The following is a 19,042-nucleotide window of genomic DNA, read 5'->3' on the forward strand; positions in this document are numbered from 1 at the left end:
AACCTATTTACGAATGAAAAAATACCAATTTACCCTTTTCTTTATTTTACTTTACAATTTTAGCATAAGCCAACAACCTATCTATGATATTGGGCAAAATTATATAAGTATTTCACCCACGGATACCAAAGCGGATATTATTGAAAAGGCCTCAAAAGTTGCTCCCAGCCAAAGACAATACAATTGGCAGAAACAAGAGATGACCGCATTTATACATTTTGGTGTTAAAACCTATGACGATAACGGTTTTTTCAAAAGAGATACAGATATATCGCTTTTTAATCCCAAAGAGATTGATGTGAAACAATGGGTTAGGGTATTGAAAGAAGCCGGAATGAAATTGGTAGTTTTTACGGCCAAACATTCAGATGGTCTATGCCTTTGGCCCAGTAAGTACACCGATTATAATATTACCAAAACGCCTTACCAAAATGGCAAGGGCGATTTGGTAAGGGATATGGCACAGGCTTGCGAAGCGGCTGGCTTAAAATTTGGCGTTTACATTTCTCCTTATGATATGCACGAGCCTTCTTTTGGAACCGAAGCCTACAACGTTCTTTTTAAAAATCACTTAACAGAACTCTTGACCAATTATGGCCCCATACACGAAGTTTGGTTTGATGGTCATGGAGACGGCACTAAAGTACCTTATGATTGGGAAGGTTATTACTCCCTAATTAGAAAATTACAACCAGAGGCAGTTATTGCCGTTATGGGGCCAGATGTGAGATGGGTTGGCACAGAATCTGGCTATGGTAGACATACAGAGTGGAGCGTTTTACCGGGTAATGCGGTTAACCAAGATGATATTGCGGCCAACTCCCAACAAAGCAACGTAGAAGGAGCTTTTGTGCCTAGAAATCTTATGAAAGAAGATTTGGGCAGCAAGGAAATATTGAAAAAAGCAACTAGTTTGGTTTGGTATCCTGCAGAAATAGATGTTTCTATAAGACCAGGCTGGTTTTATGCGCAAGAAGACGACCATTTGGTTAAAAGTCCACAGAAATTGGTAGACATCTATTACAATTCTGTTGGCCTAAACGGTGTATTACTTTTAAATATAGCACCAGACGAAAGAGGCTTGGTACCTGAGCAGGACGTTAAAAGTTTACAAGGAATGCGTTACCTATTGAACAGAACCTTTGATACCAATTTATTTTCTGATGCTAGTATAACTTTAAACAACCAACATAAAAAACATAAGGTAACAACGTTATTGGATGGAGATAATGAATCTTTTTGGACGCCAAAAAAAGACCTTCCAGCTACAGTAGTTCTTTCAACAAAAAACAGGCAACGTTTTAATACCCTATTATTACAAGAGAACATTATTAATGGTCAACGAATTGAAAACTTTGTGGTTGAAATTAAAAATGGCTCAAAATGGGATACCTTAACTACAGGTACTACCGTTGGTTTTAAAAGGTTATTTCGATTTGATGAAGTGTTTACAGACCAAGTAAGACTTACCATTACGGGTAGCAGGGGAATACCAGAATTATCTGAAATAGGCGTATACAACGCGCCGCCAGAAGTTATTTTTGAGCAAGAATCGCAGTCTTTTGCTAATAATTTAACCGTAGAGCTCAAAAGCACTAGCAGTACCGCCACCATCTTCTACACCATAGATGGCAGCGAACCAACTACGGAGAGTGCTATTTACCAAAATCCTATTACCATTAGTGAAAATAGCACAATAAAAGCCATTGCCAAGTCCAAAGACAATAAAACAGGGCTTGTACAAACGGCTACCTACCACAAAGCGAACTATAAGGTAAAGTACAACGAACCTTTTAGTAAAAAGTTTCCTGGAGAAAAAGAATTAAGCTTAGTAGATGGAAAAATGGGAATTTTAGCTTACAACCAGGGTAATTGGCAGGGGTTTAGAACTAACAATGTTGATGTGGTTGTAGACCTAGGCAGTAACAAAACCATACATTCACTTAGTACACGTTACCTCAAAACCATACAAGCTAGCATATTTGCACCTGAATGGGTGAGCTATTCCTTTTCTGAAGACGGCATTCATTTTTCTGAACCTATTATTTTAAAAAATACGGATGGCGATGAAATTGATAAAAATGAAATACCTACCTATCATGGTAAAAAATCCATTAAAACATTTGCTACAGAAAAGCTTAATATCACCACCAGATACATTAGAGTTATAGCTAAAAACCGGAGTGTTTGCCCAGAATGGCATAAAAACGCCGGTAAGGAAGCCTGGCTATTTATAGATGAGGTACTTATAAAATAAAAAAAGGGGCCAAGCCCCTTTTTTTATGTTGTTAATCCAAAAGATAATTTTAGGCCATCTATTACCATACTGGTACCAATTATTGCAATAATTAGTCCCATAATCTTACCCACTACAGAAATTACATTTTGCCCAATTTTGTTGGCGATAAAGTCACTAGCCCTAAAAGTTAAATAAGTTAGTAAACACATGAAAGCAAAAACCAACACTACAACTGCCATGTGGAAATAGGTTACCTTAGAAATAAAATTCATGGCCGTAACAATAGTTCCTGGTCCTGCTAAAATTGGTATGGCCAGTGGAGAAACGGCTATGTTTTCATCTACATTGGTTTCTTTTAAATTATGCACATTCGATTTTTTGGATTGTAACATTTCAAAGCCCACATAAAAAATAAGTATGCCGCCCGTTATTTTAAAAGCCGGTATGGTTATCCCAAACAATTCAAAAATAAACTTACCCAACACTACAAAGGCAGTTACTATTATAAAGGCAATCAAAACGGCCTTTTTACCAATCTTTCTTTTAGTGGTTTCATCTGCTCCGTCAACCAAAGAAAGAAAAATAGGCATATTTGAAATTGGATTCATGATTGCAAAAAAACCAGTAAAAACGGTTATGGCATAGGTGAGTAAATCTGTCATCTAGAAATAATTATAATTTCTTATACCCACAAAGGAACAAAACCAATTTTTAAATTAATGATGGATTTAAAAATAACACTCCTTTATTGCACAAACTGCAATACTTTGTTACTATTTATTTAAACGTTACTTTTATACCAAGCCGTATTTAATTTATTCACCATGAAATTCCTTACATTAATACTAACAATCTTTATGACCGTAACTGGTCTAGCGCAAAATGGAGATATAAGATTAGACTCCACAAAAAATCACGAAATTAAATTAAACGGTCTTTTTCTAATTTTGGGAGCAGCAGAGGTAGACTATCAGTATCTATTAAATGATGAGTCTGCACTGGGTCTGGATTTGATGATTGGTTTTGATGACTATGACCTAGACATTAATTACCATATTACGCCATACTACCGGCAGTATTTTGGCAAAAAATATGCTTCTGGCTTTTTTGTGGAAGGCTTTGCCATGCTTAATTCTACTAATGATTATGTTGACTACCAAACAAATGGGCAAGATGGCTCAATTTATTATGATTATATCTATGAGGAAAACATTGTAGATTTGGCCGTAGGCATTGGTACTGGAATAAAAATTCTTACTAAAAGAGGTTTTATAGCAGAGTTAGATTTGGGTATTGGTAGAAACCTATTTAAAAAAGACAGAGATTTTACTATTATTGGTAAAGGGGGGTTACAATTAGGTTATCGTTTTTAAATTACTATCCCTTTTATTATAGAAAATTAATAGTGGTTTAAGGGGGTAATAGCGCTTTATATCAACTTTTCCTTCTTTGCCAAAACGCTTTTACCTAACCCAAAGCAACCGTTGGCTAACACTAACGTCTTATACACGCAATACATAAAGGTTATGGTATAAGAATTGCTACCTTTAACTAAAATCTTAAACATGAAAAAACAGCTCTTATTATTTATTTATTTAATTCCATTAATTACTATGGCACAGACCAAAAACTTTTTAGATGTCCCGTATCTTGAAACTTCGGCCAAAGTAGACACCTTGGTTGCTCCAGATAAAATCTATTTGAGTATTACCATAAATGAACAAGACTCCAAAGGAAGAACTTCTGTAGAAAAACAAGAAAATGAAATGGCCAAAGAATTGAAAGCTTTGGGTATTGATGTTGAAAAACAATTAAAAATAAAAGACCTAAGCAGTAATTTCAAAAATTACTTTTTGCGCTCCAAAACCGTACTTAAAAGCAAACAATTTTCTCTTTTGGTGTATGATGGTCTAACCGCAGGCAAAGTAATGGCCGCATTAGAAGATATAGGCATCGCAAACACCTATTTAGAGAAAACAGAATATTCTAAAATGGACCAATTAGAGTTAGAATTAAAAACCAAAGCGGTTAAAAAAGCAAAAGAAAAAGCAGTGGCCTTAACCACGGCATTAGACCAAAAGGTAGGTGCGGCAATTCATATACAAGACAACTCCCAACCGTATTACCGTAGTGTTGCTAGACCTAAACTAGAAATGCGGGCTATGGCCGCAGATGCCGTTGCAGAGCCATTAGATGTTGGTTTCGAGAAAATAAGCGTAGAAAGTTCTGTACAGGTAACCTTTAAACTGTTATAAGACTTTAAATGAAAACACTAACTAGACCACTGCTTCTACTGTTGTTATTTAGCTTTTCATTGAATGCTCAAAAGGTTATGCAGCTAAAAGAAGGAGATACATCTCCAAATGCATATTTAAAACAAGTAGATTGGATAGAAGGCCACTGGCGTGGCGAAGCCTTTGGAGGTATTGCAGAAGAAATATGGAGCCCACCTTTAGGGGGCTCCATGATGTTCTCGTTTAAATTGGTAGACGAAAATGGCATCTCTTTTTATGAACTAGGTCATATCATAGAAAAAGAAAATACCATTTTAATGCAACTAAAACATTTTGACAGTGCATTAAAAGGATGGGAATCAAAAGAAGAAACAATCGATTTTAAATTGGTTAAAATAGAACCAGGAATTGTTTATTTTGATGGTCTAACCATGGAAAAAATAGATGAAAACCATATAAATGTATATGTTATAGTGGGTAACGAAGAAGAAGGCAAGGCTAAAGAGGTGCTTTTTGCTTACGAAAGATACAAGAGTTAGGTATGAATAACTTTTTCTGTGATATAACCTATAATGGTGATGATTTTAAAACCCATAAATTACCTAAGGGAGATTACGAGAACTGTACGTTTGCAAATTGTAATTTTAAAGAAGGCTTTATAGACAATATTAACTTTATAGAATGTACGTTCCAAGAATGTGACCTTACTAATGTAAATTGTACTGCTACTATTTTTAATCAGGTAACTTTTATAGGTTGTAAAATGATAGGAATAGATTTTTCTACTTGTAACCCTATGTTCTTAAACCTTGGGTTTACCAATTGCAATTTAACCTTGGCCAATTTTAATGCTTTAGAATTGCCAAAAACAAACTTTAAGGACTGTACGTTAGATCAAGTAGATTTTTCTGAAACGCAATTAAAAGGTAGCAACATAGAAAATTGTCAACTAAAAAACACGGTCTTTTACAACACCAAACTAGACAGTTGTAATTTTAATAATAGTACTTATTTATTAATAGACCCTGACCAAAACTCAATTAAAAAAACCAAGTTCAACATTGACCAGCTACCTGGATTATTAAAAAAACACGATATTGTTGTAGCTTATTAACTATGGAATCTAAAGTTTGTTTGGAATGTGGCGTTCCCGTAAAAGGCAGGGCAGATAAAAAATTCTGTTCAGATTATTGCCGTAATGCACATAATAACAAACTGAATAAGGATAGTAAAAATCTAATTAGAAATATTAACAATCGCCTTAGAAAAAACTACAGGATACTAGATAGCTTTACTTTACAAGATGGCAAAACCAAGACCACAAAAAATCAGTTAATAGATAAGGGTTTTAGCTTTGATTATTTCACCCATTTGTATACCACAAAAAAAGGAACAACTTACTTTTTCTTGTATGATTTGGGGTATCTACCCTTAGAAAACGATTATTACATGGTGGTAAAACGCCAATAAAAAAGCCCCAAGTGGGGCTTAATTAATTAAAATAACCACAAACTAGTTATACTTTACTCATTTTCCAGTTAACACCGGTTAACTTCAATGCCGCTATTACAATATCCTTTCTACTTATTTGACCAACCAACAAACCATTATTCATTACGGGCAAACGTCTCCTATTGTGCCTAACAAATATACCGGCCGCATCAAAAATAGTCATGTCATGCGGTATGGTCTCTACAGCTTTGGTCATAAAACGTTCCACACTTTTATCCAAAATAGGTTGGTTAAAATACCTACTCTCGGAAATCTGCTTCATACAATCAGCTTCAGAAATTATTCCTACTAAAAAACCACTATCGTCCAAAACTGGACCACCAGAAATGTTGTATTTGGCAAAAGACTCCATAACTTCCAAAATGGATTGGTCCGGTCTAAATGTGATTAATTTTCTGGTCATATAGTCCGAAACCAAAATAGGATGCTCTGCCTTACCATTATCTACTACCTTTGCCCTAGCGCCTTGAAAACTCTTGATTGCCATATTAGTTAATTTATTGGTTATCTATTAAATATAATGATTTTTAGGAGTTTACATAATTTTTAACATAATTAATTAGCAATACCATACATTTTATTAAATTTAATTATCAACTACACCAGCAATGAAATTAACCAAACTACTATGCCTATTACTACTAGTAGCAGCCGCTTACTGGAGCATTAGATCTTTAATGCCTTCTTACCAAGAAAATAAACCAGTTGCAACAGACCATTTTTCTGTAGACCGTGCTTTAAAACATGTAGAGGAAATTTCAGTTGCACCTCACGCAGTTGGCTTTAAAGCACACGCAACGGTAAGGGCCTATATTACCAAAGCCTTAAAAGAAATGGGGTTGGAAGTTACCATCCAAGAAGGAAAAACAATTGGCGATTGGGGTAATTTGAGCAATGCCGTAAATATTATTTCCAAAATTCCAGGAACCAACCCTAACGGTAAGGCATTGCTGCTTTTATCTCACTATGATAGTAATCCGCACTCTTCTTATGGTGCAAGTGATGCCGGCAGTGGCGTGGCAACTATTCTTGAGGGTGTAAGAGCCTTTCTAGAAAATAAGAAAGAGCCTAAAAATGATATTATTATCGTTTTCACAGACGCAGAAGAATTAGGACTAAATGGAGCTAATCTATTTGTGACCCAACACCCATGGGCAAAAAATGTTGGCTTGGTGCTAAATTTTGAAGCCCGTGGAAGCGGTGGACCTTCTTATATGTTGATAGAAACCAATCGTAAGAATGCTAAATTAATACGTGAATTCACTAGGGCGAATCCCAAATACCCTGTAGCCAACTCATTACTTTATAGTATTTACAAAATGCTACCTAACGATACGGATTTAACTGTTTTTAGAGAAAAAGCAGATATAGACGGTTTTAATTTTGCTTTTATAGATGACCATTTTGATTACCATACCGCTTTGGACACTTACGACCGTTTGGACCGAAATACGTTAGCCCATCAAGGTAGTTATTTAATACCGCTTCTTGATTATTTTAGCCAGGCAGACCTAACGGATATTAAAAGCTTAACGGATTATATCTATTTTAATTTTCCAATTTTCGGTCTGGTATCCTATCCGTTTGATTGGATTTGGCCCATGTTTATTTTAGCGTGTATTCTTTTTGTAGCTATTCTAATTCATGGTTTAAAGAACAAAAGTATTGGGCTAAAAGGCTTATGGCTTGGCTTTGTGCCGCTTATAATTGTTTTGCTAATAAATGGTTTGGCCGGTTACATAAGTTGGCCTGCTTTAAAATGGTGGTATCCGTGGTATCAAGACATGTTACACGGCTTTACTTACAATGGCCACCTCTATATTTTTATAATGGCCATCTTTTCCCTAAGCGTTTGTTTACTAGTCTATAATAGATTTAAAAAAGTAGGTACCGCAAGCTTGTTGGTTGCCCCAATGTTTCTATGGCTTGTTGTTTGCGCTATGTTATCTAGCTATTTAGAAGGAGCCAGTTTTTTTATTATCCCTGTTTTTGGCACGCTAGCGGCTTGGTATGTTGTAACCAATCAAAAAGAACCCTCCCCATTTCTTTTGGTATTCTTGGCTTTACCTGCCGTTTTTATTTTTGTACCCTTTATTCAAATGTTTCCGGTAGGCCTTGGCCTTAAACTGCTAGTGGCATCAACGCTATTTACTACTTTACTGTATTTTCTGTTGTTGCCGTTCTTTGGATTATTAAAACATAAAAAAAGGTACATGGTAATAGGTGTTGTGTTATTCTTTGTCTTTGGAATCAAAGCCCACATTAAATCAGGATACAACTCTGAATGTCCCAAACCTAATAGCTTACTTTATGTTTATAATGCAGACACCCAAAAAGCCAATTGGGCCACCTATGACAACGTTTTAAGTGAATGGAACCAACAATTTTTGAAAACAGAAAACCCAAATGATTCTACTTCTGCGCTTAACATAATTAGCAGTAAATACAATACCAAATTTACCCATACCGCAGAAGCTCCAATTAAATCATTAAAATCGCCAGAAATTATGGTTGTCCAAGACACCGTAATCGGTTCCCTTAGAAAGTTAAATATTTGTGTAACCCATCAAAGAGAGGTAAACCGGCTAGAGGTTTTTACCAATAAAACACCCATTAAAAATGCAGTTATCAATGGTCAATCAATTACAGAAGATTTTCTAGAGAAAAGAAATTCGGGTAGATTGTTCACCCATTACATTAGCAATAATGATTTTACGGAAATAGAATTAACCATAGAAAACCATTCGCCCTTAGAACTAACATTTTATGAGGCTTCTAATGATTTATTGAGCAACCCGTTATTTACGGTACCTAAAAGACCAGCAGAAAACATACCTATGCCCTTTGTACTAAACGATGCTATTTTATTAATTAAATCTATAACTATTGAGTAAAACTATAGGAATATTAGGTTGTGGATGGCTAGGTACGCCCCTAGCAGAAAATTTATTAGAAAGAAAGTTTCAAGTACTTGGCACAACAACCCAATCTAATAAATTACCGCTTTTGACTGCAAAGGGAATAAAAGCTTTTGAGCTGTATGTAGCGGAAGATAAAATTTCTGGCGATTTAAATACATTTTTAACCAATCTAACGGTTTTAATCGTAAACATACCACCTAAATTAAGAGGACCTAATCCTCAAAATTTTACGGCAAAAATGCAACTGTTGCTCAAAGCCATAGGTACCTTAAAACTTAAGGTGATTTTTGTAAGTAGTACTTCCGTATATGGAAACGTAGATGGAGAGGTTACGGAAGACACCCCACCCAACCCGGTTACCGAATCTGGCAAGCAGTTACTAAAAGCAGAAAACCTATTTAGAAATACGCCAAATTTAGAAACCACAGTGGTCCGATTTGGTGGATTGATTGGCCCTGATAGACACCCCATAAACCATCTCAGTGGTAAAAGAGATTTGACCAATGGCGATGAAATCATAAATCTTATACATATTAAAGATTGTATCCGTATGATTACCTTGATTTTAGAGAATAATTGGTGGAATATTACCATTAATGGAGCATGTCCGTATCATCCTACAAAAAAGGAATATTATACGCAAGAAGCGCTAAAAAGAGGACTACAAATACCTGTATATTCGCAAAATTCTTCTAAAATTTATCAAAAATTCATAAAAAGTAGGAATTTTCCTTACTATAATGAAGGTTTCTACACAACCATACAATAAATCTTAACCACACTTAAAGTGGTTTTCACAACAATTAAGACTTTATTAAGTTAATAAAGCCGATGATTTTCAAGCTTTTAATTGGCTTGTCATTAACTTTGTTCCATCATAAATACTTAAAATCAGCACATGGAAAAGTCAGGATTAAAGTTTAGAATATTGATGGAAATAGAGCGATTGATTGTACAGACCAGTACTAGTAGAAAAACATCTGAAAGATGTATGGAGTTCCATATAAGTTTAATAAAGAAGTATTTTAATGCTTCTGATGTTACTATAGATTACCATAGAAGAAGGGTAAAGATGAATTTGGTTGTAGACGACCAAGCGTACAATCCAGAAGAAGTAAACATAGACATTCCCGTAATGCCTATGAACCTTTACTATTTGGATTTAACCAGCTTTTTACGCTCTTGTGTAGAAGAAGACGATAAGAGCTTAGCTTTTTACGCACGTTTGATCAAAGAACACAAATTAATAAGCAGTAAAGAGATGTCTGCTTAACAGTACTTTTCCTAACCAAAAATAAAAAAGCCCCATGATATCATGGGGCTTTTTTATGGGCAATAGTTTAACAAGACCTTATAACCATTTTTTTTAGCTTTGGCATCTTAACCAAAAGAGAATGAAAAAATTAGTTACCACATTTGTTTTTTTGGCGCTATGCAGTATAACTACGGCACAGACCAATGAAAATTTAATTAAGCATTATAACGCATTTTATAAGCAAATGCGCTTGCAAGGAGACGTAAATGGGATCATAAACGCTTTGACCCATTTAAACGTGCTACAGCCATCTGAGCAAAGAATGGACACCCTTGCATACATCTATATGAACAACAACCAGTACATGCAGGCCCTTAACACCATTGGTATTGATAAAAAAAGTACCGATTCTGATTTAGCAATTCAGGTAAAGGCGGTTTCTTTAAAATCCCTGAACCAACCCAAACGTGCTTTAGAACAATTTATAGCTTTATACGAGCGTAACAAGAATCCGTATCTGGCTTATGAAATTGCTGATCTACAAATCCAAACCGGAGATACAGATGGTGCGGCCTCTTATATTACGTATGGAATTACCAATGCTACGGATGATATGAAACATGCTTTTTTTGAAAGACAACAACCCTATGAGGTATCTTTAAAAGCAGCTTTCTACCATTTACAAGGCCTTTTGATTTTTAATGAGGATAAAACCAAAATAGACGAAGCTATAGCGCAAATGGACAAAGCTTTAGAAATTGCCCCTACCTTTAATTTAGCCAGCTTAAGCAAACAGGCTTTAGAAACCCGTAAAAACGAAGGGACAGAAACACAAGAATAATTAGTTTTTAATTTTATTCTTAAAACCTACAAGCAGAAGGCTATCCTTCTGCTTTTTTATTTTTACCAACGCATCTACATTTTCGTTAGGTACCAGAATAGACAACACATAATGTGCTATTTTCCAATCCCCATCAACTAACTTAAGAATGCCAGAGCCTCTACAAAGTTTCATCTGTGTATCCAACACCTCATCAAACCAGGCTACGCTTCCATCTACATAAATATTTCTATCAACAGCAGTAAAACTCCATGCCCTACCCTTATCAAAATAAGGCTTAGAAAACGCCCTGAACGCATCGTTTTGCCAATTTTCCGTAGCATCAGTACCTAGAAAAACACCATCTTGGGTCATTAAACCAAAATAGGTGTCAAAATCGGCATCAGCTGCTGCCTTGTGCCAAGAATCTAGCACCATGTTTATTTTGTCCTTTTGTCCTTGCGCACTTAGGGTTACACATAACAAACCAAATAGTGCTATAAATACTAATTTATTCCCCATTTAATAAGAGTTTAATGTCTATGGTATCTCTTGCTATTCTATTAAAATGATTTCTTAGCGCGTTTCTAGCAACCAAGACCTCTTTAATTGGCTCTTTTACATCCTCTTGCATTTCTAAATACCCTTTTGTTTTCAACAAAAAGTTTCGCAATATGGTCTGTCTACTTTTTATCTGATTATTATCATAGGGTTCTGGAAACGTATCTTTGGCCCATCTAGCTTCTTTCTCCAATAAATCCGCAACGGCCAATTTTAAATCTTCCGTATTTCTAGATTTTTTAAATACGGCAAAGCTGTTTTCAAAAGCATCGTAAGTTTTCCAGTTCTTAAGTTCTTCCCGTGCGGCATCAGACAGTTCCACGTCTACCGGCATACTTTTAAACGTAAATTCGGCAACCGGTTTATCTGTTTCATTTGCCCCAGTATCTTCTTGGTCTTTACAAGAAAACACAAAGAACAAGAGACTGTAGAGTACAAGTAGTTTTCGCATAAAACGAAAATACAAACTTTAAGAAAGATTATCTTTGCCGCGACTAGAATAAACTACTACCTAAATGGCAAAAAACATTCTCATTATTGGTGCTTGTGGACAAATTGGCACCGAATTAACCCTGGCACTACGTGAAAAATATGGAAATGACCATGTAATAGCGAGCGATATTAGAGAGGGAGGCGAATCTTTGATGGCTTCTGGACCTTTTGAGTCTTTAGATGCAACCCAATACAGTGCAATAGAAGATGTGGTTATGCATTATGAAATTGAAGAGGTGTACTTGATGGCCGCCATGCTAAGTGCCACCGCCGAAAAATTTCCAATGCGTGCCTGGAATTTAAATATGAATTCGCTTTTTAATGTACTTAACCTGGCCAAAGAAGGCAAAATAAGTAAAGTATTTTGGCCATCCAGCATTGCCGTATTTGGGCCAAACACCCCAAAAGAAAATACGCCACAGAACACCATTATGGAACCAAGTACCGTATACGGTATTAGCAAGCAATCTGGAGAGCGCTGGTGCGAGTATTATTTTAAAAAATATGGAGTTGATGTACGTAGCGTACGGTATCCTGGGTTAATAAGCTGGAAAACCCTACCTGGCGGAGGCACCACGGACTATGCTGTAGAAATTTATCACGAAGCCATAAAAAACAAACGTTATACGAGTTTTTTACAAAAGGGAACCAAATTGCCTATGATGTTTATGGAAGATGCCATTAGAGCAACTATGGCCATTATGGAGGCTCCTACGGAGCACTTAAACATACGTTCTTCTTATAATTTAGCGGCAATGAGTTTTGCCCCTGAGGAAATTGCTTCAAGTATTACTGCTGAAATACCCGATTTTATAATTGACTATGACCCAGATTTTAGACAAGAAATCGCGGATTCGTGGCCTAGCAGCATAGACGATTCCCAAGCCAGAAAAGACTGGGGTTGGGAACCTTCCTTTGATTTAAAAAATACAACTAAAGAGATGTTGACTAACTTAAACTAGTTAGTCTTCATCTTCTTCTGGCATGGCATCTGGATCAACAACGGCAGTTGGATCATCGTCATCAAAATCTTCATAATCGTCCTCATCATAGTTGGCCATTGTTTTCTCTAGTTTAGAGCTAATCTTTACTAGATACTTTGTATCTTCTGTTAACACCTCTACACACTCTACTTTTTCACCGGCAGCATTTTTAAAGCCAATGATGTCCCTGTCATCATATCCGTCTGGATATTCTTCTACCAAAAGGCGAAGTACCTCTGGGGTTAATTTTTTAAAGTCTACAATTACACGTTTTCTATTGTCCATTTCATATCAATTGATAAATTAAAAGTAGAAAAATAAACGTGCAAACAAGAAAAACTTACAAATTATTAATGTCTGATTTTCCCCCCGTTTTTTTCAACAGTCTTATTGTGCTTATTTCTATGTTTTTATCTATTGGCTTAAGCATGTCATACAGGTTTAAAGCCACAACACTAGCACCATGCATGGCTTCTACTTCTACGCCAGTTTTATAATATGTTTTAACCAAAACCTGTATTTCTATAGTTAAACCATCTATGGTATAGTCTATTTTAGTGTGTTCTATGGGCAAGGGGTGGCAATCTGGTAATAAATCTGGTGTTTTTTTAACCCCTAGAAAACCAGCTGCCCTACTCATTTCAAAAACATTTCCTTTTGGTACGGTACCATTTTGTATTGCGGTAATGGTTTCTTTGCTACCTACTTTTACCAAAGCTTGGGCAATTGCGGTTCTATAGGTATTCTTCTTTTGCGTAATATCTACCATCTTCTAGGTATTAACTTTCCATTGATAAGAATCGTCCTCAAATAATTCCTTTCCAAATACGGGCACCTCTTTTTTAATTGCCTCTACTACATACTCCAAAGCTTCAAAAACCACTCTTCTATGTGGTGCGGAAACAAAAACGAACAAACATACCTCGCCCACGGCAACCTTACCAAGACTATGGTAAATATGCATACAAGTTATGTTGTACTCTAGAAAGGTCTGTTCCTTTATTTCATGAAATTTATGATTTGCCATAGTCTCATAAGCAGAATATTCTATAGCAGAAACCATTTTACCATCTATTTTATCTGCCCTTACCTGGCCTAAGAAAATATTGTGGGCACCAATGTTGGTTTTTACTTGATGTTTGGCAATTGCATTAGCAATAAAATCCGGAGCAATAGCTCCTTCCTTAAAAACATTCTTAACCTTTTTTTCCATGTTTTAAAGGTAGCTAGTTTAAAGAAAAGAGGGTATAGCCCTTTCTAGAAAATTTATTGAATTAAGGTGATTATAGCTGTAGACTAGTAAAAAGTTATTCTTAATTTTGAAATTCTTTACAATTGGCCCCGTAGTTCAATGGATAGAATAGAAGTTTCCTAAACTTTAGATGCAAGTTCGATTCTTGCCGGGGCTACTACTTTTCTAAGATGCCTTTTTAAATACTTTGTTGAGGTTGGTCTTTGCCAAGGGTTTATCAAAATAGCCTGCAATTACCGGATTGTTTTTGGCCTTTTCCCTGTCCTTACTATTAACAAAAGAAGAAAGTACATATACTTTTGGCATGGTATACTTTCCTTCGTATACCTTTAGATGCTCTAAAAAATCCCATCCATCCATTTCGCCCATAATTAAATCTAGAAAAATTATATCTGGCAATTTTCCGTATTCTTCTACCCAAGTGGCGCATTTATCCAAGCCTTCCTCCGCACTACCGCAGGTAGTTACTTCAAAAGACAGACCGGTCTGCTCTATACAATATCTAGTTGCGAATTGCGAAACTAAATCATCATCTATGATAAAAATTTCTTGACTCATAGCTACTTTAGGGTTCTTTTGGCTGTTATTTAGGTCATTTGACCTATCAAATGTAAAACGAAATTTTTGTAGTAAAAATCCTATTCGACATTATGTTAAAAAAAACACCTAAAATACATACTTTTTAGTGTGGTAACTTAGATTTTATCAACCCGTAGAACAATGTACCTAAGGTTGCAGCGGCCAAAACAACCAAAATGGGCAAGTAACCCGCACCCACCAGAACATACATTGGGCCCGGACATGCACCCGCTAGCGCCCAACCCAATCCAAAGCAGACACCTCCTATAGCGTATCGGTAAAACGATTTGTCTTTATCCGCAATAACTATTTTTTCTCCAAAGAAAGACTTTAGTCCTTTTCTTTTGGTTATTTGGGTAAATAGGATACCCAAAGCCAAGGCCGAACCTATGATACCATACATATGAAAAGAATCGAATTGAAACATTTCATAAATACGAAACCAACTAGCTGCCTCTGACTTAAATAGCACTATACCAAAGAAAGTTCCTATCAATAAATACAATATACTTTTCATAGCTTAGAATAAAATTGGAAAGATTAGGTGTGTCATAATTAAACCTCCAACAAAAAAACCTATCACGGCAATTAAGGATGGTAGTTGCAAATTACTTAGACCAGAAATAGCGTGACCAGAAGTACAACCACCGGCATAACGTGCACCAAAGCCTACTAGAAATCCACCCAGGATTAGCAATACTAAATTCTTAGGGTTGGAAAAAACCTTATTTTCAAATAAGGCTTGTGGCATATAGGCTTGCCCGCCATCTTTAAAACCTAATGTATTTAACTTAGTAATTGTATTTTCAGAAATGGCAACAGCGTCATTAGGCGATAAAAAGTTTTGTGCAATAAAACCACCGATAAGTACTCCCAAGGCAACTAACAAATTCCAACGTTGTGCTTTCCAATCAAACTTAAAAAAACCAGCCAATTTGCCAGCACCACCAATTGCACACAGGGTTCTTAAATTGGAAGACATTCCAAAGCGTTTTCCCATTAAGATAAGTATTGCCATGGTTAACGCAATTAACGGCCCAGAAATATACCAAGGCCATGGTTCTAATATCAAATTCATAAATCTATTTTGTGCAAAGAAATTAATAGTTGTTGGGTTTGAAAGTAACTTAGGTAACCAAAGTACTAATAGCTTGTATCATCTAACTTTACTTTTCCATTGAAGGTACGGTATAAAAAGATGAAATAAAAAGCCAGCAAAGGCGCACCTATTAAAACAATGGTTAACATAATACCCAGTGATTTTTGTGAAGAAGCTGCGTTATAAATCGTAACACTAAAATCAGGATTTACGGTAGAAGGCAGCAATACTGGATACAATTGAAAAGCTACCAGCATCAGTAGAAAGGCCATAGTCAAGGATGAAAACAATAAGGCTTGCATATACTTTTTCTTGGACACCAATCTAGGCACATTGGCCACTGCCAGAAAAGCTAAGACTGGTAAAATAAAAAATATAGGATATTGCTTAAATTTATCAGTAACGCCAGGTAAGTATTGGAGTGTATAGGCAGAAGTAAATACAAAGGCCAATATAAAGAAAAGCATGGCTCTTTTTAATAAGAACGTGAGTCTATCAAATAATTTTCCTTCGGTCTTGAGCAACAAAAAAATTGCGCCTTGTGTCATAAAAACAGAAACCGTAGTTAACCCAACTAAAATAGCATACGGATTTAAGAAAGTAAAAAAAGGTCCGCCTTTGTACTCATAGTTTTTATGCAGTTCAAAACCCTGTAAAACATTACCTAGAACTACGCCAAGTAAAAAAGCAATTATGACGTTGGAAATAAAATAAATTACATCCCAAGTCTTACGCCACCAAACCATTTCTTCCGCGCTTCTAAACTTAATAGCAGCCGAACGCAATACCAAAAACATAAGAAAAAGCATAAAGGGCACATACATTGCAGACAACATAGTTGCGTACATTACAGGGAAGCCTGCGAACAACGCCCCTGCACCTATTATGAGCCATACTTGATTGGCATCCCAAAGTGGGCCTATTGCATTAATTGCAATGCGCCTACTTAAATCTTTCTTAAAAAATAAATGCCAAGCTCCTGCTCCATAATCGAACCCTTCTAAAATAGCGTAGCCAGAAAATAGCAACCCCACAACCAAATACCATAAAGTAGGATAATCTATACCTAAAAATGTTTCCATGCCGTTTCTGTTATGTATACTTTAAAAATTCGTTCGGGTTATCCGCTTCATCATACGGGCCGTGTTTTATCTTTTTATTTACCGAATAAAGGAATAATAAGAACAAAATAGAATACACTACTAGAAATAATATCAAGGAAAATAGAATTTGATTAGAAGAGACTTCTTGCGAAAAAGCATCGCTCGTTTTTAAATGACCATAGACTACCCAAGGCTGCCTACCCATTTCTGCAGCAAACCACCCTACTTGGTTAGCAATCTGTGGTAATAATGCCGATAAAACAAAAATCCTTAACAACCATTTCTTTTTAAACAAGGTACCTCGCCACCACAAATAACACGCATAGAGGGTTAAACCTATCAAAAACATACCAATAGCAATCATGATATGATAAAACTGAAACACAGCATTTACCTGTGTGGGTACTTCATTTTTAGGAAACGCGTTTAAACCGCTAATTGGTGCTTCAAAATCTTGATGTACCAAAAAAGAAAGTCCACCAGGAATACCTATTCCCGTCACCTCTTGCGATTCATTATCAACCCATCCTAATAAATATAAATCTGCTGCAGAAGAGGCATTATAATGGCCTTCCATTGCAGCTAATTTAGCTGGCTGGTTTTTTGCTACACCATCGGCCGAGCTATGCCCTGAAAACAATTGCGACAGCGAGACCAATGTAGCAACCGCCAATGCCATTTTAAATGCCTTTTTAGAAATCTCTACATACTTACCCTTTAACAAGTAATACGCATGCACACTCAGTACTAAAAACGCACCCGCCAAAAATGCTCCTTGCCATACATGTATTATTCTATCTACACTAGAAGGGTTAAAAACCATGGCCCAAAAGTCCGTAACCTCTGCCCTGGCATTTAAGCCTTCACCAACAATGTGGTAACCAGCCGGAGTTTGTTGCCAACTATTGGCTACCACTATCCAGACAGCAGAAAACATAGAACCTAAAAAAACACCAATAGTAGAAATGAAATGAACCTTAGGGGAAACCCTATTCCACCCAAACAACAAAATCCCTAAAAAGGTACTTTCCAAGCCAAAAGCAAATAAACCTTCTGCTGCCAAGGCGCTACCAAAAATATCCCCAACGTATCTAGAATACACGGACCAGTTGGTTCCAAACTCAAATTCCATGATAATGCCCGTTGCCACCCCAATCCCAAAGGTTATTGCAAAAATTTTTAACCAAAAGCGGGTTAATATTTCATAAGCCTTTTTACCTGTTTTTAAATAAAGTCCTTCAAAAACAACCATTAAAAGTCCTAAACCAATACTTAAGGGAGGGTATATGTAGTGAAAAGCAATAGTAAAAGCAAACTGGATTCTAGCAAGTAATTCCGTATCCATAAGGCCGTAAAATTTCTACTATAAAAATACGGCACAATGGTTAGATAAACGAGTAATTTAAGTTACAAAACCCGTAAAAAGTATGCTCTTAATTTTACCCTATTGTTTTCTGGGTGCACCCAATCATAGAGAGCAATTACCAGTGCCAATACAACCAAAATAAAAATGGAAGGTGTTATACCAATACGCTTATGCGCAAACAAGGGATATGTTCTTGAACAAAATAGTAGAACCGAAAATTAACCCTATTCCAAACCACAGAAAATAGCAAACAGCAGTAAAGAAAAAAGGCTACTTCCAGTAAGAAGCAGCCTTAAATCAATCAATCAATAAATTTATTCTTTCAGTTTGCAAGTATTAAACCCAAAAGGAGTGTATACAGGACAAAAACCTGTTATGCTCGTAAATAAAAAAACGGCACTCAAAATCAAAAGCACATACGCAAAAACACCACCTACAATGTTAAAATGAAATAATAGTGCCACCACAATAGCAACTACAATTCTAAAAACTCTATCCACAACACCCATATTCTTTTTCATATCCTTAATTTTAGTTACTAACAGCTTTTAAAGAGAGCCATCATAAAATTACGTAAAGTGTAGCGGTAACGGTGTAACCTTGGTTACACAAAAGATTACTTTTTA

At 35.9% G+C, this 19,042-nt stretch carries 24 protein-coding genes and 1 tRNA gene; 12 read left to right on the forward strand and 13 right to left on the reverse strand.

Annotation, left to right across the window (positions count from 1 at the left end; translation table 11 throughout):
* Positions 1 to 13 precede the first annotated feature (13 nt).
* Positions 14 to 2,257, forward strand: a complete 2,244-nt coding sequence (locus tag BUL40_RS00085) for an alpha-L-fucosidase (RefSeq protein ID WP_080317581.1) — start codon at positions 14 to 16, stop codon at positions 2,255 to 2,257.
* A 23-nt stretch (positions 2,258 to 2,280) separates the two neighbouring features.
* Here BUL40_RS00085 and BUL40_RS00090 read toward each other — a convergent pair whose 3' ends face one another.
* On the reverse strand, positions 2,281 to 2,901 hold the full coding sequence (locus tag BUL40_RS00090; protein WP_080317582.1) for a MarC family protein: 621 nt from the start codon (positions 2,899 to 2,901) through the stop codon (positions 2,281 to 2,283).
* A 162-nt stretch (positions 2,902 to 3,063) separates the two neighbouring features.
* Here BUL40_RS00090 and BUL40_RS00095 point away from each other — a divergent pair, with 162 nt between their 5' ends.
* From BUL40_RS00095 to BUL40_RS00115, 5 genes are all read left to right on the forward strand, one after another.
* On the forward strand, positions 3,064 to 3,612 hold the full coding sequence (locus tag BUL40_RS00095) for a hypothetical protein (RefSeq protein ID WP_141239620.1): 549 nt from the start codon (positions 3,064 to 3,066) through the stop codon (positions 3,610 to 3,612).
* 192 nt (positions 3,613 to 3,804) lie between these two features.
* Positions 3,805 to 4,494 carry an SIMPL domain-containing protein gene (locus BUL40_RS00100; protein WP_080317584.1) on the forward strand — a complete coding sequence of 230 codons (690 nt, stop codon included), beginning with the start codon at positions 3,805 to 3,807 and terminating at the stop codon, positions 4,492 to 4,494.
* An 8-nt stretch (positions 4,495 to 4,502) separates the two neighbouring features.
* Complete coding sequence (locus BUL40_RS00105) at positions 4,503 to 5,012, forward strand: DUF6265 family protein (RefSeq protein ID WP_080317585.1); 510 nt, start codon at positions 4,503 to 4,505, stop codon at positions 5,010 to 5,012.
* A gap of 2 nt (positions 5,013 to 5,014) precedes the next feature.
* Positions 5,015 to 5,587 carry a pentapeptide repeat-containing protein gene (locus BUL40_RS00110; protein WP_080317586.1) on the forward strand — a complete coding sequence of 191 codons (573 nt, stop codon included), beginning with the start codon at positions 5,015 to 5,017 and terminating at the stop codon, positions 5,585 to 5,587.
* A gap of 2 nt (positions 5,588 to 5,589) precedes the next feature.
* Entirely contained in the window at positions 5,590 to 5,943 is a 354-nt protein-coding gene (locus tag BUL40_RS00115; RefSeq protein ID WP_010519001.1) for a hypothetical protein, read from the forward strand.
* A gap of 46 nt (positions 5,944 to 5,989) precedes the next feature.
* Here BUL40_RS00115 and BUL40_RS00120 read toward each other — a convergent pair whose 3' ends face one another.
* Complete coding sequence (locus BUL40_RS00120) at positions 5,990 to 6,472, reverse strand: CBS domain-containing protein (RefSeq protein ID WP_010519000.1); 483 nt, start codon at positions 6,470 to 6,472, stop codon at positions 5,990 to 5,992.
* Positions 6,473 to 6,593: 121 nt separating this feature from the next.
* Here BUL40_RS00120 and BUL40_RS00125 point away from each other — a divergent pair, with 121 nt between their 5' ends.
* The 4 genes from BUL40_RS00125 to BUL40_RS00140 all read left to right on the forward strand — a co-directional run bounded on the left by BUL40_RS00125 (position 6,594) and on the right by BUL40_RS00140 (position 11,002).
* Positions 6,594 to 8,879, forward strand: coding sequence for a M20/M25/M40 family metallo-hydrolase (locus BUL40_RS00125; RefSeq protein ID WP_080317587.1), 2,286 nt, complete (start codon positions 6,594 to 6,596; stop codon positions 8,877 to 8,879).
* The gene (locus BUL40_RS00130; RefSeq protein WP_080317588.1) at positions 8,872 to 9,675 is read left to right on the forward strand and encodes an NAD-dependent epimerase/dehydratase family protein; all 804 of its coding nucleotides are present in this window, start codon (positions 8,872 to 8,874) and stop codon (positions 9,673 to 9,675) included. Before BUL40_RS00125 ends, BUL40_RS00130 begins: the two co-directional genes overlap by 8 nt.
* 129 nt (positions 9,676 to 9,804) lie before the next feature.
* On the forward strand, positions 9,805 to 10,179 hold the full coding sequence (locus BUL40_RS00135) for a hypothetical protein (protein WP_010518997.1): 375 nt from the start codon (positions 9,805 to 9,807) through the stop codon (positions 10,177 to 10,179).
* Positions 10,180 to 10,300: 121 nt separating this feature from the next.
* Positions 10,301 to 11,002, forward strand: a complete 702-nt coding sequence (locus BUL40_RS00140) for a hypothetical protein (protein WP_080317589.1) — start codon at positions 10,301 to 10,303, stop codon at positions 11,000 to 11,002.
* Here the strand turns inward: BUL40_RS00140 and BUL40_RS00145 are convergent, their stop codons facing one another.
* Positions 11,003 to 11,503: a nuclear transport factor 2 family protein gene (locus tag BUL40_RS00145; RefSeq protein WP_080317590.1), complete on the reverse strand. Its 501-nt coding sequence runs from the start codon at positions 11,501 to 11,503 to the stop codon at positions 11,003 to 11,005.
* Positions 11,493 to 11,993: a hypothetical protein gene (locus BUL40_RS00150; RefSeq protein ID WP_141239621.1), complete on the reverse strand. Its 501-nt coding sequence runs from the start codon at positions 11,991 to 11,993 to the stop codon at positions 11,493 to 11,495. The genes BUL40_RS00145 and BUL40_RS00150 overlap by 11 nt, the downstream gene beginning before the upstream one ends.
* A gap of 64 nt (positions 11,994 to 12,057) precedes the next feature.
* Between BUL40_RS00150 and BUL40_RS00155 the strand changes: the two genes are divergently transcribed.
* A complete protein-coding gene (locus tag BUL40_RS00155) occupies positions 12,058 to 12,996 on the forward strand; it encodes an NAD-dependent epimerase/dehydratase family protein (RefSeq protein ID WP_080317592.1) in 939 nt (312 codons plus the stop codon).
* Here BUL40_RS00155 and BUL40_RS00160 read toward each other — a convergent pair whose 3' ends face one another.
* Genes BUL40_RS00160 through BUL40_RS00170 form a run of 3 tightly spaced genes read right to left on the reverse strand, consistent with a single transcriptional unit; the run spans position 12,997 to position 14,230 of the window.
* On the reverse strand, positions 12,997 to 13,302 hold the full coding sequence (locus BUL40_RS00160; RefSeq protein ID WP_010518992.1) for a hypothetical protein: 306 nt from the start codon (positions 13,300 to 13,302) through the stop codon (positions 12,997 to 12,999). It abuts the gene before it with no gap.
* 55 nt (positions 13,303 to 13,357) lie between these two features.
* The gene (gene moaC, locus BUL40_RS00165; protein WP_080317593.1) at positions 13,358 to 13,786 is read right to left on the reverse strand and encodes a cyclic pyranopterin monophosphate synthase MoaC; all 429 of its coding nucleotides are present in this window, start codon (positions 13,784 to 13,786) and stop codon (positions 13,358 to 13,360) included.
* 3 nt (positions 13,787 to 13,789) lie between these two features.
* Positions 13,790 to 14,230: a molybdenum cofactor biosynthesis protein MoaE gene (locus tag BUL40_RS00170; protein WP_080317594.1), complete on the reverse strand. Its 441-nt coding sequence runs from the start codon at positions 14,228 to 14,230 to the stop codon at positions 13,790 to 13,792.
* A 124-nt stretch (positions 14,231 to 14,354) separates the two neighbouring features.
* On the opposite strand from BUL40_RS00170, the gene BUL40_RS00175 reads away from it, so the two are divergent.
* Positions 14,355 to 14,426, forward strand: a tRNA-Arg gene (locus BUL40_RS00175).
* Positions 14,427 to 14,434: 8 nt separating this feature from the next.
* On the opposite strand, the gene BUL40_RS00180 is transcribed toward BUL40_RS00175, so the two are convergent.
* The 6 genes from BUL40_RS00180 to BUL40_RS00205 form a co-directional block, all read right to left on the reverse strand.
* Positions 14,435 to 14,827 carry a response regulator gene (locus tag BUL40_RS00180; RefSeq protein WP_010518986.1) on the reverse strand — a complete coding sequence of 131 codons (393 nt, stop codon included), beginning with the start codon at positions 14,825 to 14,827 and terminating at the stop codon, positions 14,435 to 14,437.
* Between the two features lie 124 nt (positions 14,828 to 14,951).
* The gene (locus tag BUL40_RS00185) at positions 14,952 to 15,365 is read right to left on the reverse strand and encodes a DUF6691 family protein (protein ID WP_010518985.1); all 414 of its coding nucleotides are present in this window, start codon (positions 15,363 to 15,365) and stop codon (positions 14,952 to 14,954) included.
* 3 nt (positions 15,366 to 15,368) lie between these two features.
* The gene (locus BUL40_RS00190; protein ID WP_080317595.1) at positions 15,369 to 15,926 is read right to left on the reverse strand and encodes a YeeE/YedE family protein; all 558 of its coding nucleotides are present in this window, start codon (positions 15,924 to 15,926) and stop codon (positions 15,369 to 15,371) included.
* Between the two features lie 65 nt (positions 15,927 to 15,991).
* On the reverse strand, positions 15,992 to 17,029 hold the full coding sequence (gene cydB, locus BUL40_RS00195) for a cytochrome d ubiquinol oxidase subunit II (protein WP_080317596.1): 1,038 nt from the start codon (positions 17,027 to 17,029) through the stop codon (positions 15,992 to 15,994).
* 10 nt (positions 17,030 to 17,039) lie between these two features.
* On the reverse strand, positions 17,040 to 18,395 hold the full coding sequence (locus BUL40_RS00200; protein ID WP_080317597.1) for a cytochrome ubiquinol oxidase subunit I: 1,356 nt from the start codon (positions 18,393 to 18,395) through the stop codon (positions 17,040 to 17,042).
* Between the two features lie 335 nt (positions 18,396 to 18,730).
* Entirely contained in the window at positions 18,731 to 18,937 is a 207-nt protein-coding gene (locus BUL40_RS00205; RefSeq protein ID WP_080317598.1) for a YgaP family membrane protein, read from the reverse strand.
* Between the last annotated feature and the right edge of the window lie 105 nt (positions 18,938 to 19,042).

Origin of the sequence: Croceivirga radicis, from assembly GCF_002072105.2 — a bacterium.
Lineage (GTDB): Bacteria > Bacteroidota > Bacteroidia > Flavobacteriales > Flavobacteriaceae > Croceivirga > Croceivirga radicis.

What these genes read in the sequence shown, in the direction of transcription:
- BUL40_RS00085 (WP_080317581.1), top strand. Translation starts at nt 14, where the DNA reads ATGAAAAAATACCAATTTACCCTTTTCTTTATTTTACTTTACAATTTT.
- BUL40_RS00090 (WP_080317582.1), bottom strand. Translation starts at nt 2,901, where the DNA reads ATGACAGATTTACTCACCTATGCCATAACCGTTTTTACTGGTTTTTTT.
- BUL40_RS00095 (WP_141239620.1), top strand. Translation starts at nt 3,064, where the DNA reads ATGAAATTCCTTACATTAATACTAACAATCTTTATGACCGTAACTGGT.
- BUL40_RS00100 (WP_080317584.1), top strand. Translation starts at nt 3,805, where the DNA reads ATGAAAAAACAGCTCTTATTATTTATTTATTTAATTCCATTAATTACT.
- BUL40_RS00105 (WP_080317585.1), top strand. Translation starts at nt 4,503, where the DNA reads ATGAAAACACTAACTAGACCACTGCTTCTACTGTTGTTATTTAGCTTT.
- BUL40_RS00110 (WP_080317586.1), top strand. Translation starts at nt 5,015, where the DNA reads ATGAATAACTTTTTCTGTGATATAACCTATAATGGTGATGATTTTAAA.
- BUL40_RS00115 (WP_010519001.1), top strand. Translation starts at nt 5,590, where the DNA reads ATGGAATCTAAAGTTTGTTTGGAATGTGGCGTTCCCGTAAAAGGCAGG.
- BUL40_RS00120 (WP_010519000.1), bottom strand. Translation starts at nt 6,472, where the DNA reads ATGGCAATCAAGAGTTTTCAAGGCGCTAGGGCAAAGGTAGTAGATAAT.
- BUL40_RS00125 (WP_080317587.1), top strand. Translation starts at nt 6,594, where the DNA reads ATGAAATTAACCAAACTACTATGCCTATTACTACTAGTAGCAGCCGCT.
- BUL40_RS00135 (WP_010518997.1), top strand. Translation starts at nt 9,805, where the DNA reads ATGGAAAAGTCAGGATTAAAGTTTAGAATATTGATGGAAATAGAGCGA.
- BUL40_RS00140 (WP_080317589.1), top strand. Translation starts at nt 10,301, where the DNA reads ATGAAAAAATTAGTTACCACATTTGTTTTTTTGGCGCTATGCAGTATA.
- BUL40_RS00145 (WP_080317590.1), bottom strand. Translation starts at nt 11,503, where the DNA reads ATGGGGAATAAATTAGTATTTATAGCACTATTTGGTTTGTTATGTGTA.
- BUL40_RS00150 (WP_141239621.1), bottom strand. Translation starts at nt 11,993, where the DNA reads ATGCGAAAACTACTTGTACTCTACAGTCTCTTGTTCTTTGTGTTTTCT.
- BUL40_RS00155 (WP_080317592.1), top strand. Translation starts at nt 12,058, where the DNA reads ATGGCAAAAAACATTCTCATTATTGGTGCTTGTGGACAAATTGGCACC.
- BUL40_RS00160 (WP_010518992.1), bottom strand. Translation starts at nt 13,302, where the DNA reads ATGGACAATAGAAAACGTGTAATTGTAGACTTTAAAAAATTAACCCCA.
- moaC (WP_080317593.1), bottom strand. Translation starts at nt 13,786, where the DNA reads ATGGTAGATATTACGCAAAAGAAGAATACCTATAGAACCGCAATTGCC.
- BUL40_RS00170 (WP_080317594.1), bottom strand. Translation starts at nt 14,230, where the DNA reads ATGGAAAAAAAGGTTAAGAATGTTTTTAAGGAAGGAGCTATTGCTCCG.
- BUL40_RS00180 (WP_010518986.1), bottom strand. Translation starts at nt 14,827, where the DNA reads ATGAGTCAAGAAATTTTTATCATAGATGATGATTTAGTTTCGCAATTC.
- BUL40_RS00185 (WP_010518985.1), bottom strand. Translation starts at nt 15,365, where the DNA reads ATGAAAAGTATATTGTATTTATTGATAGGAACTTTCTTTGGTATAGTG.
- BUL40_RS00190 (WP_080317595.1), bottom strand. Translation starts at nt 15,926, where the DNA reads ATGAATTTGATATTAGAACCATGGCCTTGGTATATTTCTGGGCCGTTA.
- cydB (WP_080317596.1), bottom strand. Translation starts at nt 17,029, where the DNA reads ATGGAAACATTTTTAGGTATAGATTATCCTACTTTATGGTATTTGGTT.
- BUL40_RS00200 (WP_080317597.1), bottom strand. Translation starts at nt 18,395, where the DNA reads ATGGATACGGAATTACTTGCTAGAATCCAGTTTGCTTTTACTATTGCT.
- BUL40_RS00205 (WP_080317598.1), bottom strand. Translation starts at nt 18,937, where the DNA reads ATGAAAAAGAATATGGGTGTTGTGGATAGAGTTTTTAGAATTGTAGTT.